The organism is Burkholderia contaminans (assembly GCF_029633825.1).
GTDB lineage: Bacteria > Pseudomonadota > Gammaproteobacteria > Burkholderiales > Burkholderiaceae > Burkholderia > Burkholderia contaminans.
Genome location: NZ_CP090641.1, coordinates 173,187 through 192,676, shown reverse-complemented (window position 1 = coordinate 192,676; position 19,490 = coordinate 173,187). Strand labels below are relative to the sequence as shown.

Here is a 19,490-nt window from a genome sequence, read left to right as displayed (position 1 = left end):
CGGCGCGACGCTTCCGGTGAGGAAGCAGGTGCGGTAACAGTGGACATCGGGCGGATCCTGAGGTCGGGCCGTCCATGCAACGGGCGACCGCCAATGGCGGTGCCTGGCGCGCCGGGACACCCCGCCCGGTGCGGCTGCTTGGACCTCGGGTCGATGGCAGGTCTCCTGGCTCGCGGGTCCTGATTCGTGCCGGCCTTCCCGGTTTCCCAGTGGCATGCAGTGGCACGGATTCGCCGCTCACAGTTGCGGGGGCAGCCGCAGATTCGAGGCGCGGCCTCTCCTGCGTTCCCTTTTGATCCCATCCCTGGGAACCATCAGCGCGCAAGGGTAATGGCGTGCGCTCCGGCGCGTCAATTGTCGGGCAGCCCGCGGATGCGAAAAAACGTCATCGATGCGCAAAAACTTTCGAAATCCTGTCTTTCATGCGTCGATGGCGCGTTTCATGTCTGACGAAATGGCGTGGTTTGCTGCCATGCAATCGCGCCGGAACCGGGTCGGGGCGACACCTGTCCACCTGACGAACGCGCGGCGGAAGGCTTCCTCGCCGCCGAACCCGAGATGCGCGGCGATCCGCGCGACCGGCCAGTCCGACTCGCGCAGGCAGCGTTGCGCAGCCTCGGCGAGACACTGCTCCCGCAGCACGTGATAACCGCTGTCTTCGGCCGCCAGCCGCCGCCGCAACGTCGCCTCGCTCACGCCGAGCCACCCGGCCAGCTCGGCGAGTGCCGGCAACGCCTGCTCGTGCGCGAGCGCCGCATCGAGAAAGCCGCGCACCTGCTGCGCCCACGACACGACGGCCGGCGCCGCATCGATCAGGCGAAACGGAAAATCGACGAGAAACGCGTCGAGCTCGGCCGGCTGCCGGATCACGCGGCACTCGAGCCGCCCCGCATCGAATGCGAAGCCGTAGCTCTTGCGGCCCACCTCGACCGGCGCGTTGAACAGCCCCAGCAAAGGCATCGCGTCGTCGCGGCGCGGATGGCCGAGCCACACGTCGGTCGGCCGCAGCGGCTGCCCGATCAGCCAGCCGAACAGCTGCAGATAGCAGAACAGCCCTGTCAGGTCGACGAGGCACGCGGCCGGGCTGCGTGTGCGGCGCAGCGAATCCATCCGGAACGTCGCGCGCCCGTCACGCACGGCGAGCGACAGCGCGCCGGCGCGCGGCGTCAGCATCTCGCCGAATTCGCGCGCGCAGCGGATCGCGTCGTCGAGCGTCGCGCAGCTCAGCAGGCAGCGGCACATCAGGTCGACTTCGCGCTTGCGCATCGGCGGGTGGCCGTCGCCACGCGCGACCTGCGCCTCGAGGCGTTCGATCGCGTCGCGGTACAGCGCGACGAAATCGCCGGGCGTCGCTGCCGGTTGCGGCGGCTGCGCGTCGCGGTCGGCCGGCGGCGCGCCGCTGCGCGTGAGTTCGCTCAGCAGGCGTGCACCGAGGCCCGGCAAGATGCGGCCGCGGGCCGGCATGGCGCGCTGTTTCATGAGTCTCCCGATCTGAGCGTTGTGACAGGGGTCGGTGAGCGCGGTGGTAGGGGTCCGACAACCGTCGCCACGCAAGAATGCTATCCACGCCGACCGCCTTCGGCCTCACCGAAACGGCGTAGGCACGCTGCGCATCCTGTAACGAACGACCCCGGACGACACGCGAATGATCCAGATCGTAGACGAAATCACGCTCGCGCCCGAGCGTATTCCCGATGTGCTTGCACTGCTGCGCGACCGCTACCTGCCGGGCCACGCGGCGCGCGGGCTGACGGCAACCGGCCGCTGGGTGTCGCCGCCCGTCGCGGTGCCGGGGCAGTGGAGCACGCTGTGGCTGACCTGGCACGTGGCCGACGCGCCGGCCTACTACCGGATGCGCGCGCTGACGGATGCCGACGTGGTCGGTTTCTGGATGGCCGTCGACGCGCTGTGCGACGTGCGCCGCCGCCATGTGATGACGGACGCCGATGCGCCGCTTCCCGCGCTGACGGAGGTCGATCATGCGGCATGACACGGCACAGGTATTCGTGTCGGCGGATTGCGATGCGGGCGCGATCGAGCATGCATTGCACGCAGCCGCGCACGCGCGGGCCGGCACGAAACGCGTGGCATTGGCACGCAATCTGGACGGCAGCTGGGGCGCGGGAGACTACACGCTCGACGTATTGCGCGACGAGTCGGCGGCCGACGGTACGGTGGATTTCGGCGCATTGGCTCGATTGCCGGGCATCGAGCGCATCGACGGCGCTCGATGCCGCGCGATCGGCGGCGGCCTGCGCGAACCGGCGCTGCGCGAGGGCGTGTGGCGCACGCTGATGCTGCGCACGCCGCCGCAGGCCGGCACAGTGCGGATCGCCGCGCTCGAACGCGAACTGCTGCAGATGCCCGCGTTCATGCCCGGCATCCGCAACTGGCGCCTGAGCCGGATCGAGCCCCCCGGCGCATGGACGCACGTGTGGCAGCAGGAATTCGCGCACGTCGGCGATCTGCTCGGCGAATACCTGATGCATCCGTATCACTGGGGCTGGGTCGACCGCCGGTTCGACGCCGAAAGCCCCGACTGGACGGTCGATGCGATCTCGCATGCGTTCTGTCCGCTCGCGTCGAGCCTGCTGGCGGATACGGCGGCCTGACGCGCAGCCCACATCAAGCTGACGTCAAACCAACCCTGGAGACACGAAGATGCGAGCCCTGTTGATCGACCGCGTCGGTCATTCCGACACCTTGCGAATGGCCGACGTGCCGGCCCCGACGCCGGGCCCCGGCGACGTGCTGATCCGCGTGGCCTGCGCGGGCATCAATCCCGCCGACTGGAAATGCCGCGAGGGCTACCTCGGCGCATTCATGCAGTACACGTTTCCGTTCGTGCTCGGTTTCGACGCGGCGGGTGTGGTGGAAGCGGTCGGCGAGGGCGTCGACGGATTCGAACCCGGCATGCGCGTGTTCGCGCAGACCGACGTCGGCGCGGGGCGCTGGGGCGCGTATGCGGAATACGTCGCCGTGCGTCACGACTCGGTCGTGCGCGTGCCCGACGCGGTGAGCCTGGCGGAAGCCGCGACGGTGCCGACGCCCGCGCTCGCCGCATGGGCCGGCCTGTTCGACGACGGCGGGCTGCAGGCGGGCCAGACCGTGCTGGTACACGGCGGCGCAGGTGCGGTCGGCACGTTCGCGATCCAGCTGGCGGTGCAGGCCGGCGCGCGCGTCGCGGCGACGTGTTCGGCGCGCAACCGCGAGACGGTCGAAGCGCTGGGCGCGGCGGCGAGCATCGACTATCGCGCGCAGGACATCGCCGAGGCGCTGCGCGCCCGGCGCCCGGCGGTGTCGACGTCGTGCTCGACGCGGTCGGCGGCGGCACGCTGGCCAATGCACTCGACCTGCTGGCGCCGGGCGGCACGCTGGTGAACATCATGACGCTCGCGGCCGGCGATGCGGAGCGGCTCGCCGCGACGGCGGCCATTGCCGCACGGCGCGGCCTGCGCACCGCGATGACCTACAGCCGGACGCCGAGCGGCGGCACGCTCGGCCGGATCGCGGCGCAACTGGAGAAGCGCGTGCTGCGCGTGCCGCGTTTCGATCGGTTTCCGCTCGAACAGGCGGCCCGCGCACTCGATCTCGTTCAAACGGGCGAGGCGAAAACGAAGCTGGTGCTTCATGTTGCGGATATCGCCCGCTGAGCGGCCCGCACGCACATCACAGGAGACAACGATGACCGATTCCCGAACCAGCGTACTGGCCGGCAAGTGCGCGCTCGTGACGGGCGCAAGCCGCGGCATCGGCCGTGCGATCGCGCAGCGCCTCGCGTCCGAAGGCGCGACCGTCGTCGTGACGGCGCGCAGCCTCATGCAATCGGCGACGACCGCCGGCACGCTCGCCGAAACAGTTGCGCTGATCGAGCAGGCCGGCGGCCGCGCGATCGCGCTTGCGGCCGACCTGTCGAACGCAGCCGAGCGCGATGCGCTCGTCGGGCGCGCGGCGCAAGCCGCCGGCGGCCTCGACATTCTCGTCAACAACGCGGGCGTGGCCGACTACGCGTGCGTCGACGCGATGCCGATGACGATGTTCGACACGACGATCGAACACTATCTGCGCATTCCGTTCGCGCTGGCGCAGGCCGCGATCCCGCTGATGCGCGCCCGTGGCGCAGGCTGGATCGTCAACGTCGGCTCGGTGACGGCGCTGCCGCCGCTGCGGCCGTTCGACGATTTCTCGCGTGCGGGCGGCGCGACCGTCTATGCGGCGGTGAAAGCGGCGCTGTCGCGCTTCACGCAGGGGCTCGCGGCCGAACTCGAAGCCGACGGCATCGCGGTGAATCTCGTCGCGCCGAGCACGGCGATCCGCACGCCGGGCGCCGCGCGCTACATCCCTGAAGGCTATCCGACCGAGGACGTCGCGTATCTCGCCGAAACCGCGCTCGCGCTGTGCCGCCTGCCGGCGCGCGAACGCACGGGCCTCGTCACGCACAGCCTGCATTTCCCGCTCGCGCAGCAACTCGCGGTGCGCTCGCTCGACGGCCGCACGGTGCTGCCGCCGCCGGTGGTTCCCGCGTATGCGCATCCCCACATCGACCCGACAGGACTTTGATTGACATGACGAATTCGATTCGCTTCGACGGCGGCACCGCCGTGATCACCGGCGCGGCCAGCGGCATCGGCAGCGGGCTCGCACGCCACGCCGCCGGGCTCGGCATGCGCGTCGTGCTGGCCGATCTCGACCCGGCGAAGCTCGACGCATTCGCCGCGACGCTCGACACCGAGGTTCTGTGCGTGCCGACCGACGTCAGCCGGCCGGAAGCCGTCGACGCGTTGGCGAAGGCCGCCTGGCAGCGCTTCGGCGGCGTCGACCTGCTGTTCAACAACGCCGGTGTGATGGCGACCGGCTTCAGCTGGGAAATCACGCCGGAACGCTTCGAGCGCAGCTTCGCGATCAACGTGCACGGCGTGTTGAACGGCATCCGCAGCTTCGTGCCGCGGATGCTCGAGCGCAACGTGCCGGCGCGCGTCGTGAACACCGCGTCGGTCGGCGGGTTCCTGCCGAGCCCGCTGATGTCGCCTTATTCGGCGACGAAATTCGCGGTGGTCGCGCTGACGGAATCGCTGTATGGAGAACTGAAGATGCTGGGCGCACCGGTCGGCGTGTCGTTGCTCGCGCCGGGCCCGGTGCAGTCGGGCATCTTCAACGACCCGTTCGGCGCGGTGCACGACCGGCCCGAAGTACGCGGCTTCGTCGACACGATGCGCTCGATGCTGAACGCGCACGGGCTCACGCCCGACGCGTTCGCCGCGCGGGTGTTCGACGGTATCCGGGCAGGGCGCTACTGGCTGATTCCGCAACCGGAGACGATCGACGGCGCGCTGCAGCGGCGCACAGACGACATCCTCGCTGCACGCGATCCGTCGCTGCCGTCGTTCTGACGGCCGGGCGCGGCAGCCACGCCCGGCGCGTGCCGTCACATGCGCATGCCGGAATGCGAGCGGCCGCTCGGGTCGCCGCCGCGATCGGGCGGCGTATTGTTCTGATCGATCTTCGCGAGCACGAAGCCGGCGTGCGGCAACGTGCCGGGCGAGCGGTGCGTCGCTTGCGCAACGGCGTCGTGCGGCGACGCGGCGGGGAAACCGGATGACGTCACGCCCGGTTGAGCGAACGCCGAAAGGGAAGCAGCCGTCAGGGCGGCGGCGACGATCGCGTGCGATTTCATGGTGGCTCCTTCACGACTGGCTGCGGGACAACGTAATCAGTCTAGGGCGCGAAACTTAACGCGACGTGAAGGAGTGATGCGGCGCGGATGACGGAATGTTCATGCGCGCCGCGACGGTCATGCCGGCGCCGATACCAGCGCGCAGAAGTTCTCGAGATCGACGTTGCCGCCGCTGATCACCACGCCCACGCGCTTGCCCTGCAGCGCGTCCTTCATCCGTCGCACCGCGGCGAGCGACAGGCAGCCGGTCGGCTCGACCACCATCTTCATGCGCGTGGCGAAGAAGCGCATGCAGTCGACCAGTTCCGCGTCCGTCGCGGTCAGGATGTCGTCGACGTCGCGGCGGATGATCGGGAACGTCAGGTTGCCGAGGTGCTGCGTCTGTGCGCCGTCGGCGATCGTGCGCGGCGTGTCGATATGCACGATCGCGCCCGAGCGGAACGATTGCTGGCCGTCGTTGCCGGCTTCCGGCTCGACGCCGTAAAGCGTCGCGTGCGGCGACAGCGCGCGCGTGGCGAGCGCGGTGCCCGACAGCAGCCCGCCGCCACCGAGCGGCGTGAATACCGCATCGAGCGGGCCGACTTCGTCGAACAGTTCCTTGGCCGCCGTGCCCTGGCCGGCGATCACGTCCGGGTGGTCGTAGGGCGGGATCAGTGTGAGCCCGTGCTGCGCGGCGAGTTCGCGCCCGATCTGCTCGCGATCCTCGGTATAGCGGTCGTAGGTCACGACCTTGCCGCCGTAGCCGCGCGTCGCGGCCATCTTCGCGGCCGGCGCATCCTGCGGCATCACGATCGTCGCGGGAATGCCGAGCATGCGCGCCGACAGCGCGATCGCCTGCGCATGGTTGCCGGACGAGAACGCGACGACACCGTTGCGGCGTTGCTCCGCGTCGAAGCGCGACAGCGCGTTGAACGCGCCGCGGAACTTGAATGCGCCCATGCGCTGCAGGTTCTCGCACTTGAAGAACACTTGCGCGCCGAGTGCTTCGTCGATCGTCCGCGACGTCATCACCGGCGTGCGGTGCGCATGGCCTTCGAGCCGGGCCGCGGCGGCGGCGACGTCGTCGTATGTGGGGAGAGTCGGAGCGTTCATGGATTGCCTGGTGGTCGTTGAAATCGTTCAGCAGTAAAGCAGCGCGCGTGCCGCGCGCTTGCGTCATTTCGCATCGTTGTAGACGGTCGCGCGCGAGACGCCGAGATGCTGCGACACGATCTCCATCGCGCGGCGTACTTCGAGGAAACCGTCGGCCTTCAACGTCTGCATCAACTCGCGGCGCTGGTCGGTCTTCAGTTCGCGCGGCGTCGTCGCGAGGCGCATCGCGAATGCGTCGATGCGTTGGCGGATCGCATCCGCGCCGGCCGGATCGAGCGTTTCCGCGACGGCTTCGCCGTCCGTGCTGCAGAACTGGTTCAGCATGCCCTGGAAGCCGCGGAACAGCGTGACGTCGGCATTCAGGCACAGCGCGGCCACGTAGCGGCCGGTCGAATCCTTGATGCCGATCGACGTGCTTTTCGCGGTGCGGCCGTCGGCGAAGCGGTTCGGGTAGTTCGCGAGCACGGGCGGGAAATCGTCGTCCGCGATGCGGGCGAGGCCGAGTTCGGTCGCGGGATCGCCGACTGCGCGCCCCGACAGGTTGTTGTGGATCGCGAGGATCGCGTGCTCCGGCGTGCGCAGGTCGTGAACCACGACTTCGGTGAACGGCGCGAACATCGCGCCGAGCCCTTCGGCAATGCGCTGCACCTGTTCGATCAGCGATGCCTGTTCGGTCAGCACGAGTTTCCGGGTGGTGGTCATGATGGTTTCGCGGTCAGGTTTCGGATCGATGCGACGGCTTGGGGAAACGGGCAACCGGCGTGTTACTCGCCGCCCGTCGCCTCCGGCCGCGTGATGTCGGCGAGCAGCGGCTGCGCGATCCGCACGTAGTCGGCCGCATCGAGCACGACGGAGCGGTCGAGGCGACCGGCGTTGAAGGCGATCTCGGTGTTGCGTTCGACCAGCGCCGGATCGACGACGAGCGTCACGCTCGGGTCGAACACGAACGGCGGCACGGCGCCCATCACGCAGCGCGTGACGGTGGCCGCGAGGTCGGGCGATGCGAGGGTGGCCTTGCGGCGGCCGACCGCATCGGCGACCTTGCGGAAGTCGATCTTCAGGTGGCCGGGAATCACCGCGAGCGCGGTGGTGTCGCCGCCATCCTTGAACGTGCAGAGCATCGCCTTCGCGCCCTGTTCGGGGCGCGTGCCGCGCAGCGCGGCGATTGCGTCGGATTTCCCTTCGGCCGGATGCTCCAGCACACGGAACCGCGCACCGGATGTGTTCAGCAGATCGCAAAGCGTGTCGAAAACGGGATAGTCGCTCATGTCGCTCCGGGCAGGTGGGGCCGGGGGATCGGGGCGCGCCGGGGCGAGTGCGTCGGCGAGTCGGTCGATGGAATGTCCAAGTATAGACGTTTTGTCATGAGCGTGGCAAAGGGACGGGACCGGGGGGGCGTCAACGGTGTTCGGTCGCATCGACGAAAAGGTGTCACTCGACCCATTTTTGACGGGTGTCGAGCAAGTCACGGGTCCGCTCGCCAATCGACTTCGGCGCCTGTCCCCGGATTACCGATCCTGCGTAGAATGTCGCCGTCAGGTTCGGCCTTTCGGCCCCCTGCAGTGGAACCGACACGACCCGTGTCAGGCATCGATGTTTTTCAAAATCCGGTCGACCAACCTAAATTACCGCGCCTCGTGGATGGAGCGGATAAGACGCGGTCGGTCTGCGACCGGGGATGAACGGCGCTGACGCGCCATCGGCACCATCGCCCGGGGCATTCGCTCACAGGGCAGCAGGAGGAATTCTTGAAGAGGGCGGCTCTCGATAACGGACGCGTCTTGACCGAGCGCGGCAAGCACGCTGTGAACAAGATTATGGCCGGTGCCATCGAGATCTTCGTGGACGAAGGCTACGGCGGGCTGACCATGAGGAAGGTCGCGGCAAAAGCCGGATTGGCGCTGTCGAACCTGCAGCACTACTTTCCCACGCGCGAGGACATCTTCGAGGCCATCCTGACCGTGACGAGGGAGGCGTACGCCAACACGTACGACAGCGTGCGTGCGGACACGTCGCTGACACCCGAGGGCCGTCTGGAGAAAGTGGTCCGGCTGCTGCTCGAAGACAGCAAGCAGCCTAGGACCCAAAGCCTGTTCGTGAACTTCTGGGCACTGGCTCAGACGCAAGAGTTCGCGCGGAAAATGCTCGAAGAGGGGTATGAATTTCAACGCGGCGTGATCGCCGGCCTCATCGAAGCCGTGAACCCGGCGCTGCCACAAGCGGTACGCATCCGGCGCGCGGCGCTTGTTACGGCACAGATCGAGGGGCTCATCGTGCTGATACCGCAAAGGAATCGGTTTCCGTCGGATATCAAGGGAATCGAGGACGATGCGGTGATGGCCATTCTGGCGTTGGCCAAGGCGCCGTGAGCTGGGTTGCGGCGAGGTTTGGCGTCAGCCCGGTTGGGGTCGCTTGGGAAGACGGAAAATTCTGCCCGACGGGGCTTGCTTGCAACCGGCTGGAAAGTGGATCGATGAGGAGCACACGGGCAATGTCGTTCATCACTCAGGAAAATGACGGAGAGGATGCGTCCTCGGGGCGGCGATATCCAAGGATTCGAAAGAGCAAGAGCCGCCACTTTTACGTACGAGCGGTACTGGCATTCATACTGGTGTTTGTTGCGAATTGCACGTTCGCCGCAAGCGACCTGAGCGACAACGACCAGCAGCAAGCTGCGTTGCGTGCGCTGATGGGCAAGGATCCTGCGCCGGCGGAGAGTGTCAAGGGTATCGCGCTGTCGCCATGGGCGCACGGGGCATCGTCTACAGGGCCGCTATGGGTCGTGTCCGCTTTGGTCCAGCGCTCGACCGAGAACGTCGATGCGGAGTTGTGGACGGGTGTCCTGACCCGCGACGGGCAAGGGTTCCGCCTGCTCGCCAGTGATCGAAGCGAGCGCGTCGATACGTCACCGATGTTGTGGAATGTATTCCTGACCATGGACGTGATTCCCTACCGTATCAGTGCGCAGGAAACCGCCTTTGGCGTTCGCTTCAACAATAACTACACATCGACCGCGCATAGCGATTCGATCGAGATCCTGAGCCTGTATCGCTATGCCGATGCGCGCGTGACGCCCATCTTCACTGCGGTTACCGACTGGTCGACCTATGACAAGGATGCGGCAGCGGAATGTGTCGCTGAGAAGACGGGAAAAGGCGGGGATCCGGGCGACGCACGACAGGAAGCATGCGACGCGGAAAACACGACGGAGGTTCATTACGTGCTGTCGTTCAGCCCTCACATGACCAACGGCCACTACGACCTCCTCGTGCGACCAAAGGGCAAGGCCGCATCGGGCAAGCCCGTGCGATTTACCTGGAATGAGCGGACATATCAGCCGCGGCGCTTCGCCGGCGACTGGCGCTGAAAATCGATTGTTTGTGGCCCATCTCCGAGGAAGTCATTTGCACACCACGCAGACGGAAATCGAAGCGCCGGGCCCTCCCGGTCCGTTGAAGGGCACGCTCTTGTCCCCGGACACCGGCGATATGCCGGTGGTGCTGATCGTGCCGGGCTCGGGCGCGACCGACAGAAATGGCAACGCGCCGAGCTGGCTTCAGGCGTCGACGTACCGGTTGCTCGCGGAACGATTGTGCGAAGAAGGTATCGCGTCGGTTCGAATCGACAAGCGCGGCATGTATGGCAGCGCGTCGGCGATACCGGATGCTAATGATGTCGTGATCGACGACTACGCGGCGGACGTCCATTCGTGGGTAGCCGCCATCCGCGCGCGGACAGGTGCTTCCAGCGTATGGGTGTTGGGGCACAGCGAGGGCGGTTTGGTGGCGTTGCTGGCGGCGCGGCAATCGGCCGACATTGCCGGCCTGATCCTGGTTGCCGCGGCGGGGCGTCCGCTCGGGCCCGTATTGCGGCAGCAACTGCAATCGAACCCTGCAAATGCGCCGATCCTGGACAATGCACTTTCGATCCTCGATTCCCTGGAGGCCGGGGATCGGGTAGATGCAGCCAGCATCGATCCAGTACTCATGCCGGCGTTCAGGCCGCAAGACCAGCGCTTCCTGATGAGCGAATTGACCATCGACCCGGCAGCGCTGCTGGCCGATTACACGAAACCCGTGCTCATCGTGCAGGGCGCGCGGGATCTCCAGGTTGCCGTGCAGGACGCGGAACCGTTACAGCGAGCAAATCCGCAGGCCGAAATGGCGCTGATCGCCGACGCCAATCACGTTCTCAAGGCCGTCCGCACGGCGGATCTGCAAGAAAACCTCGCTGCTTATTCGAACCCGGATCTGCCACTGGCGGACGGTGTCGTGGAGGCTATTTCAGCGTTCGTGCACGCATCGTCATTGAATCGGGCCTAGTCTCGGCCGAAGCTGGTTCGTCTTTCGTGGCGGCTTGTGCCACGGCGAGTAAGCGCTGGATGACGTCGAGCGTCTGCCGTCCGCAAGCGGGCGGGACCGCATCGACTGGCCCGGGCCGAACGCATTGAGCGGGAGTCGGCGGCAGGGGACATTCGCCGGGCAAACGAAATCGCCGGAAATCGTGCCGCGTCAGCGACTCAGATAATCTATTACGCGCGCCTGCAGGTGCGGGATTGCGTCGGTGAGCCGCAGATACGCATCGACATCCATCAGTGTCCATTCCTGGCCTTCGTTGCCGAAACGGATCGCGGCGATTTCCGCTCCGCTCAACCAACTGGCGAAGAACCAGTGTGGCAGGCGATCCGGTCGACTCGACGGATAGACCCGCGACCAACTGATCCGGCTGCCTGGTATCGTCACTCCGAATTCCTCATGGAGTTCACGCAGCACGCAAGCTTCGGGCGTCTCGTTCCCTTCCCGGCCTCCGCCCGGCAGGTCCCACAAACCGGGAAACGGTATGTCGGGTTTGTCGTCGCGTCGATAGACGAGGATTTCCCGGTCCTTGAAAAGTGCGATTTTCGAACCACTGAAGGGGGCGAGCGATTCCATGCATGATCCATATCGTGGAAGCGGTGTTGTCATTGTAGATTCTCGGCATCCACGCGTACGCTCGATTTAATATAAGCATCCGTCTGGTACGACAACGATGACAGAGCGCGCTACGGCTGTTATCGCTCGGCAGCTTGAAACCATCCAGCGATGAATCCGCCTGTTATGAAGACTCTTTCTATAAAAAGCGGCCAATGGGTGTCGATCGGTGGACGGCAACAGAAAAATGAACCATGACAAACCTGATTCGATTCCGCGTTCGACCGGTATTTCACGGCAGCGATCTGCTGGTCGAGGTACTCGACGACCATCGCACGGCGGATTTTCCAGACGTCGCGGCGATCCTGCAAGACGCGCTGCATTCAGTCCAGGTTCCGCATCCGGATGGCCTTGATGAACCCGAGGTCGCCTTGTCTCAGGACCGTTACTTCAGCTACTGGACGTATGCCCGCGGCAACTACGAAATAGACGACGATATCTGGGGATTGTTCGTCACGGCGACGCTCGACAACGCGCGCGTCGTCGCGGACGTCGAAAACGCACTCCTGTCGACGGGAAAGTTCGTCAAGGAAGACGTGGATTTCAGCAGGTTCGAGTGAGTTGACGAGGGCCGGGAAAGCTCGTGTAACCACGATGAACGGCGGCTCCCCGTGGCCAGCAGGGGCCGTTCCAGGTCGATCGACGCCAAGCGCGGAAATTCGCAAAGCAGCAAAAATCAAGCCGGTGATGCGCACAAGCGCTCCACCGGCCCGCAACGTAAAACCGTAATCAATCCAGAGGTGGGCGATCGCTCCACGCGATCGCCCAAACTCACCCCCGCACCGCCTTCACCACATACTGACTCGTCGGCACCACATCGATCTTGTCGAAATCGATGAATCGCCCGCAGCTGTCCATCATTTCCGCCACGTTCCGCTGAAACTTCTCGTCATCGCCGAGCGCATCGAAGAACGCATGCGGATCGGTCATCGCGGCAGCGGGGAAGCACTCCTCGACGATCGCGTCGTACCCCGGCGCCGCATGCGTGAGCGCGCGCACGACGACGTTCTGCACGTACAGGAAATTGTCCTGCGTATCGATCGCGACGCGCGTGTGATGCCCGTGCCACACGTCGAGCCACGCTTCGTGCGTCAGCCGCGGCGGCCGCTTCAGGAACGCGAGCTGCGAGAACCCCGTCGTGCGCTCCCCCGGCCGCGCCGGAAAGCGCGTATTCGGAATCGGCTGCGACTCGGTGACGAGATACGCCGCCATGTGCGGGACGACGGCGCGCACCGCGTCGTCGAACGGCTGACGGAACATCGCATTCGCGCTGTCGACCCACACCGCGACGATCCCGTCGATGCCCGGGTGCGTGTTGGTCTGTTTCAGGCCGGCGGCCGGCGCGACATCCGCATCGGCGACGTTCACCTGCACGCCGTGCGCGCCGAGCGACAGCAGCTTGTCGGCGAGCTGCGCGCGCACCGTGCGGCTCCACTGATCGGGCGCGGCCTGCGTATCGCGCCACAACACATACATGATTTTCTCCATTGCTCCGGCTCCAGAAGGGAATGACAGGATCGGCGGCATTGCCGCCGGGATTCAGGAAGCGGCTTCGGTCGATCCGGACATCTGATGCGCGTCCGGCGCGAACCGGTTCGCGGTCAGCGTGAACGACGGCGGGATCGGCGACGTGACGGTTTCGAAAAGCCGCTCGTGGCGCGTCGCGTGAATGCGCCACACGCCATCGCGTTTCACGTACTGGTCGTCGTAGAACGCGGTGCCGTGCAGCAGGTAGTTATCCTCAAGATTGATCGCGTGATCCTCGAGAAACCACACACCGCACGCGTGATCGGCCGAGACCAGCGTGAGTTCCGGGTGATGGCCATGATGCATCGTCAGGAAGGTCGGCTTGCCGATCAGCGTGCGCAGGCTCGTCACGAACGCGTCGCGGCCGTCGTACGCATAGCGGCCGCCATACAGCCGCGCTTCGCAGTCTTCTGTCAGGCAATCCGCGAGCAGCGCCCAGTCGTGCGTGTCGACCGCGCGGAAATACCGGTACTTCAACTGCCTGATCTGCTCGTACTCGTGGAGCGTGCGGGTCGTGTCGTCCATCGCCGGGTCTCGTGGTGGTGTCGTTCGATGGTAGGAACGAAGGCACCCGCACCACATCGTCTGTTCGGACGAACGCGCCGCACGCATGCGGCCCGTGACGCCGGGTCGAATCGCCGGTTTCATCCGAACGGGTGATGGCCGACGCATCGCGCGGCGGTAACGTGGCATCGACGCGGCGTTCGAACCGCGCCGGCACCGAACAAGGAGACAGGATGACCCTCATCGAATCGCTGGAAGCGCGCGTGCGCCGGCTCGAGGACGCCGACGCAATCCGCCGGCTGAAGGCGCGCTACTTCACCTGCTGCGACCGCAAGGATCCGGAAGGGATGCGCGACTGCTTCGCGCCCGGCCCCGTGCATATCGACTACGGCCGGATCGGCACATTCGACACGCGCGACGCGCTCGTCGACGTGTTCGCGCAACTCGGCTGCCATCCGCACATCGTCGAGATGCACCACGGCGTGAATCCCGAGATCGACGTGCTCGACGCGACGCATGCACGCGGCACGTGGGGCCTGCACTACCAGATGATCGACACGAACGCGCGCACGCTCACGCAGCTCGGCGCGTACTACGACGACGCATACCGGAAGGTCGACGGCGAATGGAAGATCGCGGGCACGCGCTGCGTCGTCACGTCGACGCTGTCGGCCCGCTACGAAGGCGATGCGCCGGGCGTGCTGTTCGCCGGCGTGCAGCCGCCGGCCGCCTGACGCAAGCGAACGCCATCCACGTGGCGCCCAGCACATTCAACAGGAGACATCGAACATGACACGGAACCACGAGGCGCCGGTCGCCGTCGTGACGGGCGCCTCGCGCGGCGCGGGCAAGGGCATCGCGCGCGCGCTCGGCGCGGCCGGCATGACCGTCTATGTGACGGGCCGTTCGCAGAACGAAGGCGATGCGCCGCTGCCCGGCACGATCCACGAGACCGCACGCGAGATCGATGCGCTCGGCGGCCGCGGGATCGCGGTGGCCTGCGACCACGCGGACGACGCCCAGGTGAAGGCGCTGTTCGAGCGTGTCGAACGCGAAAGCGGGCGGCTCGACATTCTCGTGAACAACGCGACCTGCCTGCACGATCAGCTGATCCTGCCGGGCCCGTTCTGGGAGAAGTCGCTCGATCTCGTCAACATCCTCGATGTCGGGCTGCGCTCGGCCTATGTCGCGAGCTGGCACGCGGCGCGACTGATGGCGCAGCGCCGCAGCGGGCTGATCGCATTTACGTCGTCGTTCGGCGCGAGCTGCTATATGCACGGCGCGGCGTACGGTGCGCAGAAGTCCGGCGTCGACAAGTTCGCGAAGGACATGGCCGTCGATCTGAAGCCGTTCGACGTCGCGGCCGTGTCGATCTGGATGGGCCCGCTGCGCACGGAGCGCACGACGCGCGTGTGGGAAGCACACCCGGATCTGTACAAGGAATTCTCGCTCGTCGCGGAAAGCCCCGAGTTCACCGGCCGCGTGATTCACGCGATTCATGGCGATCCGCAGCGCATGACGCTGTCGGGCCAGGTGCTCGTCGGCGCGGAAGCCGCGCTGCGGTACGGCATCGCCGATCTCGACGGCAAGCAGCCGCCGTCGTACCGCGAACTGCTGGGTGGGCCTGTACAGGCGCATCCGGCGATCGTCGCCTGAGGAGCACGCATGGGCATCCTGACAAGCAAGGTCGCGCTCGTGACGGGCGCGGGGCAGGGCGTCGGCCAGGGCGTCGCGCAGGCGCTCGCGGCGGAAGGGGCGCACGTCGCGGTGGTCGGCCGCACCCTCGACAAGCTGCTCGCGACCTGCGAGGCGATCCGCGCGCGCAACGGCGTGGCCGAGCCGTTCGTGTGCGACGTGATGGACGCGTCGCAGATCGAGCAATGCGTCGACAACGTCGTCGCGCGGTTCGGTGGCGTGCAGATCCTGATCAACAACGCGCAGGTCGTGCCGCTCGGCCGCCTGCTCGACGTCACCGACGCGAGTTTCCAGGCGGGGCTCGAATCGGGGCCGATCGCGACGCTGCGCATGATGCGCGCGTGCCATCCGCATCTGAAGGGTGACGGCGTGATCGTCAATTTTGCATCGTCCGCCGCGGTGCGCTGGGATGCATCCGGCTACGGCGCGTACGCGGCGACCAAGGAGGCGATCCGTGCGCTGACGCGCGCGGCCGCGTGTGAATGGGGCGTGGACGGCATCCGCGTGAATGCGGTCGCGCCGCATGCGTTGTCGCCGGGCCTGAAAGGCTGGGTCGACGCAAATCCGCAGGAAGCCGCCGCGTTCTTTCGCACGATTCCGCTCGGCCGCGTCGGCGACTGCGAGCAGGACATCGGTCGCGCGATCGTGTTCCTGGCGAGCCGCGACGCGGCCTACCTGACGGGCGCGACGCTGCCGCTCGACGGCGGCCAGGCTTACTGGGGCTGAAGGCGGGATCGAAGGTGCGCGGCACTGGGGCCGCGCGCGAATCATGGAACGGCAAACCCGCGCAGGGGCGTAGCGGGCAGCCGGCAAACCGGAATCGAAGAGAGGACGACATGGGTCGACTGGAAGGAAAGGTAGCGATCGTCACGGGCGGTGCGCGTGGCATGGGCGCGGCGACGTGCCGGCTGTTCGTCGCGGAAGGTGCGCGCGTCGTGATCGGCGACGTGCTCGACGTGGAAGGCGAAGCGCTCGCGCGCGAGCTCGGCGACGCGGCGCGCTTCATGCGGCTCGACGTCGCCGACGAAGCAAGCTGGGTGCGCGCGACCGACGCGACGATGGAGCAGTTCGGCCGGATCGACGTGCTGGTCAACAACGCAGCCGTGCTGACGTTCGGCGGCATCACGGAGCTGTCGAAACGCGATTTCGAGCGTGCGGTATCGATCAACCTCGTCGGGACCTTCGTCGGCATCCGGACCATCGCGCCGCACATGATCGCGCGCAAGAGCGGGTCGATCGTCAACATCTCGTCGGTGGACGGGCTGCGCGGCGTGAACGCGCTGGCCGCGTACGTGTCGAGCAAGTGGGGCGTGCGCGGGCTGACGAAAGTGGCGGCGCTCGAACTCGGCCATCAGGGCGTGCGCGTGAATTCGATCCATCCGGGCGGCGTGAACACCGCGATGTCGAACCCGACCGGCGCGCCGCTCGAGGAAATCAACCAGCACTACGCGAACGTGCCGCTGCAACGCGTCGGCCTGCCAGACGAAATTGCGCGCGCGACGCTGTTCCTCGCGAGCGACGAAGCGTCGTACTGCAATGGCGCCGAGCTGGCCGTCGACGGCGGGATGGCAGCGGGCGCGTATTACCCCGGATTGCCCGGCGCGCCGTTTTGAGCAGGGGTGCTTGCGACACGCTCACGTCAGATGTTTGTGTACGCAACCTAATTCAGGGTTTGCCTGAGTAGCGAAAACGTGAATTCGCGCGGCCCGCGCTCGTGCGGGCCGCGCGCGCGAGCGGTGCGCCAAATTTTCCGCTTCCGCGAAACCCTTGCCGGACGGCCGTCCTGGCCGTTTCGTCCCCAAAGCGCGCGCAATGGCGCTGTAAAAAGGACGCGCAGGCAACCGGCGTGCCGGGTCGCCGACATAGTTGTTTCTTGTTGCAACGCAACGTTTGCCGAATAACGGCGATGGTATGCTGGCCGTCATGGAGTTGTACGGCAGGTTGCTTGTATGGCGAAACTCGCGTTCGCACTTACTAAAGAGACATCACCTTCTCTCGCTCGCATCGCGGCATCGACACGCGCTCCGCTCGCGCGTCCCGTCCTGCGCGCCGCCGCACCCTGCGCTCCAATCGCATACCCCATCTCGCGGGCTCGCCCCGCATCCCCCATCCTCGCCCAATAATCTGGAGACACCTCATGTCGCACAACAATCTGGCCGAAGTAACACACGGCCCGCTGATCGCTCCGCCGGCTTTCGTCAAACATCGCAAGCTGATCGACTGGGTGTCGCGCATCGCGGCGCTCACGGAGCCCGAGCGCGTCGTGTGGTGTGACGGTTCGCAGGAAGAAAACGACGCGCTGTGCCAGGCGATGGTCGACCAGGGCACGCTCAAGCGCCTGAACCCGGCGAAGCGCCCGAATTCGTATCTCGCGCAATCCGATCCGTCGGACGTCGCGCGCGTCGAGGATCGCACGTTCATCTGCGCGGCCTCGCGCGACGACGTCGGCCCGACCAACAACTGGATCGAGCCCGCCGAAATGCGCGAGACGCTCAACGGCCTGTTCCGCGGCTCGATGCGTGGCCGCACGCTGTACGTCGTGCCGTTTTCGATGGGCCCGCTCGGCTCGCCGATCGCGCACGTCGGCGTCGAACTGTCCGACAGCCCGTACGTCGTCGTGAACATGCGGATCATGACGCGCATGGGCCGCGAGGTGTACGACGTGCTCGGCGAGGACGGCGAGTTCGTGCCGTGCGTGCACAGCGTCGGCCATCCGCTCGAAGCCGGCCAGCAGGACGTGCCGTGGCCGTGCAACCCGGTCAAGTACATCGTGCATTTCCCCGAAACGCGCGAAATCTGGAGTTTCGGCTCGGGCTACGGCGGCAACGCGCTGCTCGGCAAGAAGTGTTTCGCGCTGCGTATCGCGTCGACGATGGGCCGCGACCAGGGCTGGCTCGCCGAACACATGCTGATCCTCGGCGTGACGTCACCGGCCGGCAAGAAATATCACGTCGCGGCGGCGTTCCCGTCCGCGTGCGGCAAGACCAACTTCGCGATGCTGATTCCGCCGCAGGGCTTCAAAGGCTGGAAGGTCACGACGATCGGCGACGACATCGCGTGGCTGAAGCCGGGCCGCGATGGCCGACTCTATGCGATCAATCCGGAAGCCGGTTTCTTCGGCGTTGCACCGGGCACCGGCGTGAAGACCAACCCGAACGCGATCTCGACGCTCACAGAAAACGTGATCTTCACGAACGTCGCGCTGACGGAAGACGGCGACGTGTGGTGGGAAGGTCTGACCGACACGCCGCCCGCGAAGCTGACCGACTGGCAGGGCAACCCGTGGACGCCGGAAATCGGCAAGGAAACGGGCCGCAAGGCCGCGCATCCGAATTCGCGCTTCACGGCGCCGGCCGCACAGTGCCCGTCGATCGACGACGATTGGGAGAATCCGGCCGGCGTGCCGATCGACGCATTCATCTTCGGCGGCCGCCGTTCGACGACCGTGCCGCTCGTGACCGAGGCGCGCGACTGGGTCGAAGGCGTGTACATGGCCGCGACGATGGGTTCGGAAACCACCGCTGCGGCAGTCGGCCAGCAGGGCATCGTGCGCCGCGATCCGTTCGCGATGCTGCCGTTCTGCGGCTACAACGTCAGCGATTATTTCGCGCACTGGCTGACACTCGGCAAGCAGCTCGAAGGCGCGGGCGCGAAACTGCCGAAGATCTACTGCGTGAACTGGTTCCGCAAGGATGCGAACGGCAAGTTCGTGTGGCCGGGCTTCGGCGAGAACATGCGCGTGCTGAAGTGGATGCTAGATCGTCTCGAAGGCACGGGCGGTGGCGGCGAGCATGCGTTCGGCGTGTCGCCCGCGTATGAGGACCTGCACTGGGACGGGCTCGATTTCACGCGCGAGCAGTTCGATGCTGTGACGGCGATGAACGCCGATGAATGGCGCGAGGAACTGAAGCTGCACGCGGCGCTGTTCGATACGCTGAAGCTGCGGCTGCCGGCCGAAATGACCGACACGATGAAGAAGATCGAGCAGCGCATCGGCGCCTGACGGCCCGCATCGACACGTCGTACCC

General features: G+C 66.4%; 21 protein-coding genes, 1 pseudogene and 1 riboswitch. Of the genes and pseudogenes, 14 read left to right on the top strand and 8 right to left on the bottom strand.

Annotation, left to right across the window (positions count from 1 at the left end; all coding sequences use genetic code 11):
• Positions 1 to 138: 138 nt before the first annotated feature.
• Positions 139 to 331: riboswitch (cobalamin riboswitch) on the bottom strand.
• A gap of 89 nt (positions 332 to 420) precedes the next feature.
• Positions 421 to 1,479 (bottom strand): helix-turn-helix domain-containing protein, encoded by a 1,059-nt coding sequence (locus tag LXE91_RS18640; protein ID WP_039367538.1) that lies wholly within the window; start codon positions 1,477 to 1,479, stop codon positions 421 to 423.
• Positions 1,480 to 1,645: 166 nt separating this feature from the next.
• On the opposite strand from LXE91_RS18640, the gene LXE91_RS18635 reads away from it, so the two are divergent.
• The 5 genes and pseudogenes from LXE91_RS18635 to LXE91_RS18615 all read left to right on the top strand — a co-directional run bounded on the left by LXE91_RS18635 (position 1,646) and on the right by LXE91_RS18615 (position 5,390).
• Positions 1,646 to 1,990: a hypothetical protein gene (locus LXE91_RS18635; RefSeq protein WP_039367542.1), complete on the top strand. Its 345-nt coding sequence runs from the start codon at positions 1,646 to 1,648 to the stop codon at positions 1,988 to 1,990.
• Positions 1,980 to 2,612, top strand: coding sequence for a Dabb family protein (locus tag LXE91_RS18630; protein ID WP_039367546.1), 633 nt, complete (start codon positions 1,980 to 1,982; stop codon positions 2,610 to 2,612). Before LXE91_RS18635 ends, LXE91_RS18630 begins: the two co-directional genes overlap by 11 nt.
• Before the next feature lie 49 nt (positions 2,613 to 2,661).
• Positions 2,662 to 3,653, top strand: a pseudogene (locus LXE91_RS18625) (NADP-dependent oxidoreductase).
• A 31-nt stretch (positions 3,654 to 3,684) separates the two neighbouring features.
• Entirely contained in the window at positions 3,685 to 4,560 is an 876-nt protein-coding gene (locus LXE91_RS18620; protein ID WP_039367553.1) for an SDR family NAD(P)-dependent oxidoreductase, read from the top strand.
• 5 nt (positions 4,561 to 4,565) lie between these two features.
• A complete protein-coding gene (locus tag LXE91_RS18615; protein WP_039367555.1) occupies positions 4,566 to 5,390 on the top strand; it encodes an SDR family NAD(P)-dependent oxidoreductase in 825 nt (274 codons plus the stop codon).
• Positions 5,391 to 5,425: 35 nt separating this feature from the next.
• Here LXE91_RS18615 and LXE91_RS18610 read toward each other — a convergent pair whose 3' ends face one another.
• The 4 genes from LXE91_RS18610 to LXE91_RS18595 form a co-directional block, all read right to left on the bottom strand.
• Positions 5,426 to 5,674, bottom strand: a complete 249-nt coding sequence (locus tag LXE91_RS18610) for a hypothetical protein (protein WP_039367558.1) — start codon at positions 5,672 to 5,674, stop codon at positions 5,426 to 5,428.
• Between the two features lie 117 nt (positions 5,675 to 5,791).
• Entirely contained in the window at positions 5,792 to 6,766 is a 975-nt protein-coding gene (locus tag LXE91_RS18605) for a threo-3-hydroxy-L-aspartate ammonia-lyase (RefSeq protein ID WP_039367561.1), read from the bottom strand.
• A gap of 63 nt (positions 6,767 to 6,829) precedes the next feature.
• Positions 6,830 to 7,468: a helix-turn-helix transcriptional regulator gene (locus tag LXE91_RS18600; RefSeq protein WP_039367563.1), complete on the bottom strand. Its 639-nt coding sequence runs from the start codon at positions 7,466 to 7,468 to the stop codon at positions 6,830 to 6,832.
• Between the two features lie 62 nt (positions 7,469 to 7,530).
• Positions 7,531 to 8,034, bottom strand: coding sequence for a YbaK/prolyl-tRNA synthetase associated domain-containing protein (locus tag LXE91_RS18595; RefSeq protein WP_039367566.1), 504 nt, complete (start codon positions 8,032 to 8,034; stop codon positions 7,531 to 7,533).
• Positions 8,035 to 8,514: 480 nt separating this feature from the next.
• Here LXE91_RS18595 and LXE91_RS18590 point away from each other — a divergent pair, with 480 nt between their 5' ends.
• The 3 genes from LXE91_RS18590 to LXE91_RS18580 all read left to right on the top strand — a co-directional run bounded on the left by LXE91_RS18590 (position 8,515) and on the right by LXE91_RS18580 (position 11,088).
• Entirely contained in the window at positions 8,515 to 9,135 is a 621-nt protein-coding gene (locus LXE91_RS18590; protein ID WP_046196520.1) for a TetR/AcrR family transcriptional regulator, read from the top strand.
• A 122-nt stretch (positions 9,136 to 9,257) separates the two neighbouring features.
• A complete protein-coding gene (locus tag LXE91_RS18585; protein ID WP_069585980.1) occupies positions 9,258 to 10,133 on the top strand; it encodes a hypothetical protein in 876 nt (291 codons plus the stop codon).
• The gene (locus tag LXE91_RS18580) at positions 10,087 to 11,088 is read left to right on the top strand and encodes an alpha/beta hydrolase (RefSeq protein ID WP_082139500.1); all 1,002 of its coding nucleotides are present in this window, start codon (positions 10,087 to 10,089) and stop codon (positions 11,086 to 11,088) included. Before LXE91_RS18585 ends, LXE91_RS18580 begins: the two co-directional genes overlap by 47 nt.
• Positions 11,089 to 11,277: 189 nt before the next feature.
• Here the strand turns inward: LXE91_RS18580 and LXE91_RS18575 are convergent, their stop codons facing one another.
• On the bottom strand, positions 11,278 to 11,697 hold the full coding sequence (locus tag LXE91_RS18575) for an NUDIX hydrolase (RefSeq protein WP_039367579.1): 420 nt from the start codon (positions 11,695 to 11,697) through the stop codon (positions 11,278 to 11,280).
• Between the two features lie 233 nt (positions 11,698 to 11,930).
• On the opposite strand from LXE91_RS18575, the gene LXE91_RS18570 reads away from it, so the two are divergent.
• Positions 11,931 to 12,296, top strand: coding sequence for a hypothetical protein (locus LXE91_RS18570; protein WP_039367582.1), 366 nt, complete (start codon positions 11,931 to 11,933; stop codon positions 12,294 to 12,296).
• 211 nt (positions 12,297 to 12,507) lie between these two features.
• Here LXE91_RS18570 and LXE91_RS18565 read toward each other — a convergent pair whose 3' ends face one another.
• On the bottom strand, positions 12,508 to 13,224 hold the full coding sequence (locus LXE91_RS18565; RefSeq protein WP_039367584.1) for an EthD domain-containing protein: 717 nt from the start codon (positions 13,222 to 13,224) through the stop codon (positions 12,508 to 12,510).
• Positions 13,225 to 13,275: 51 nt separating this feature from the next.
• Positions 13,276 to 13,788: a nuclear transport factor 2 family protein gene (locus LXE91_RS18560; protein ID WP_039367588.1), complete on the bottom strand. Its 513-nt coding sequence runs from the start codon at positions 13,786 to 13,788 to the stop codon at positions 13,276 to 13,278.
• A gap of 212 nt (positions 13,789 to 14,000) precedes the next feature.
• On the opposite strand from LXE91_RS18560, the gene LXE91_RS18555 reads away from it, so the two are divergent.
• From LXE91_RS18555 to LXE91_RS18535, 5 genes are all read left to right on the top strand, one after another.
• Entirely contained in the window at positions 14,001 to 14,501 is a 501-nt protein-coding gene (locus LXE91_RS18555) for a nuclear transport factor 2 family protein (protein ID WP_039367660.1), read from the top strand.
• A gap of 55 nt (positions 14,502 to 14,556) precedes the next feature.
• On the top strand, positions 14,557 to 15,423 hold the full coding sequence (locus LXE91_RS18550) for an SDR family NAD(P)-dependent oxidoreductase (protein WP_039367591.1): 867 nt from the start codon (positions 14,557 to 14,559) through the stop codon (positions 15,421 to 15,423).
• Between the two features lie 9 nt (positions 15,424 to 15,432).
• Positions 15,433 to 16,188 (top strand): SDR family NAD(P)-dependent oxidoreductase, encoded by a 756-nt coding sequence (locus LXE91_RS18545; RefSeq protein ID WP_039367593.1) that lies wholly within the window; start codon positions 15,433 to 15,435, stop codon positions 16,186 to 16,188.
• Between the two features lie 110 nt (positions 16,189 to 16,298).
• Complete coding sequence (locus tag LXE91_RS18540; RefSeq protein ID WP_039367597.1) at positions 16,299 to 17,075, top strand: glucose 1-dehydrogenase; 777 nt, start codon at positions 16,299 to 16,301, stop codon at positions 17,073 to 17,075.
• Between the two features lie 524 nt (positions 17,076 to 17,599).
• Positions 17,600 to 19,465, top strand: coding sequence for a phosphoenolpyruvate carboxykinase (GTP) (locus LXE91_RS18535; protein ID WP_039367600.1), 1,866 nt, complete (start codon positions 17,600 to 17,602; stop codon positions 19,463 to 19,465).
• Positions 19,466 to 19,490: the final 25 nt, after the last annotated feature.

Bases quoted from the DNA above. Each gene is read 5' to 3' on its own strand.
- LXE91_RS18535 (WP_039367600.1), top strand. From the start codon at position 17,600: ATGTCGCACAACAATCTGGCCGAAGTAACACACGGCCCGCTGATCGCT.
- LXE91_RS18635 (WP_039367542.1), top strand. From the start codon at position 1,646: ATGATCCAGATCGTAGACGAAATCACGCTCGCGCCCGAGCGTATTCCC.
- LXE91_RS18585 (WP_069585980.1), top strand. From the start codon at position 9,258: ATGTCGTTCATCACTCAGGAAAATGACGGAGAGGATGCGTCCTCGGGG.
- LXE91_RS18540 (WP_039367597.1), top strand. From the start codon at position 16,299: ATGGGTCGACTGGAAGGAAAGGTAGCGATCGTCACGGGCGGTGCGCGT.
- LXE91_RS18610 (WP_039367558.1), bottom strand. From the start codon at position 5,674: ATGAAATCGCACGCGATCGTCGCCGCCGCCCTGACGGCTGCTTCCCTT.
- LXE91_RS18565 (WP_039367584.1), bottom strand. From the start codon at position 13,224: ATGGAGAAAATCATGTATGTGTTGTGGCGCGATACGCAGGCCGCGCCC.
- LXE91_RS18560 (WP_039367588.1), bottom strand. From the start codon at position 13,788: ATGGACGACACGACCCGCACGCTCCACGAGTACGAGCAGATCAGGCAG.
- LXE91_RS18620 (WP_039367553.1), top strand. From the start codon at position 3,685: ATGACCGATTCCCGAACCAGCGTACTGGCCGGCAAGTGCGCGCTCGTG.
- LXE91_RS18615 (WP_039367555.1), top strand. From the start codon at position 4,566: ATGACGAATTCGATTCGCTTCGACGGCGGCACCGCCGTGATCACCGGC.
- LXE91_RS18595 (WP_039367566.1), bottom strand. From the start codon at position 8,034: ATGAGCGACTATCCCGTTTTCGACACGCTTTGCGATCTGCTGAACACA.
- LXE91_RS18570 (WP_039367582.1), top strand. From the start codon at position 11,931: ATGACAAACCTGATTCGATTCCGCGTTCGACCGGTATTTCACGGCAGC.
- LXE91_RS18600 (WP_039367563.1), bottom strand. From the start codon at position 7,468: ATGACCACCACCCGGAAACTCGTGCTGACCGAACAGGCATCGCTGATC.
- LXE91_RS18575 (WP_039367579.1), bottom strand. From the start codon at position 11,697: ATGGAATCGCTCGCCCCCTTCAGTGGTTCGAAAATCGCACTTTTCAAG.
- LXE91_RS18550 (WP_039367591.1), top strand. From the start codon at position 14,557: ATGACACGGAACCACGAGGCGCCGGTCGCCGTCGTGACGGGCGCCTCG.
- LXE91_RS18580 (WP_082139500.1), top strand. From the start codon at position 10,087: ATGAGCGGACATATCAGCCGCGGCGCTTCGCCGGCGACTGGCGCTGAA.
- LXE91_RS18630 (WP_039367546.1), top strand. From the start codon at position 1,980: ATGCGGCATGACACGGCACAGGTATTCGTGTCGGCGGATTGCGATGCG.
- LXE91_RS18605 (WP_039367561.1), bottom strand. From the start codon at position 6,766: ATGAACGCTCCGACTCTCCCCACATACGACGACGTCGCCGCCGCCGCG.
- LXE91_RS18640 (WP_039367538.1), bottom strand. From the start codon at position 1,479: ATGAAACAGCGCGCCATGCCGGCCCGCGGCCGCATCTTGCCGGGCCTC.
- LXE91_RS18545 (WP_039367593.1), top strand. From the start codon at position 15,433: ATGGGCATCCTGACAAGCAAGGTCGCGCTCGTGACGGGCGCGGGGCAG.
- LXE91_RS18555 (WP_039367660.1), top strand. From the start codon at position 14,001: ATGACCCTCATCGAATCGCTGGAAGCGCGCGTGCGCCGGCTCGAGGAC.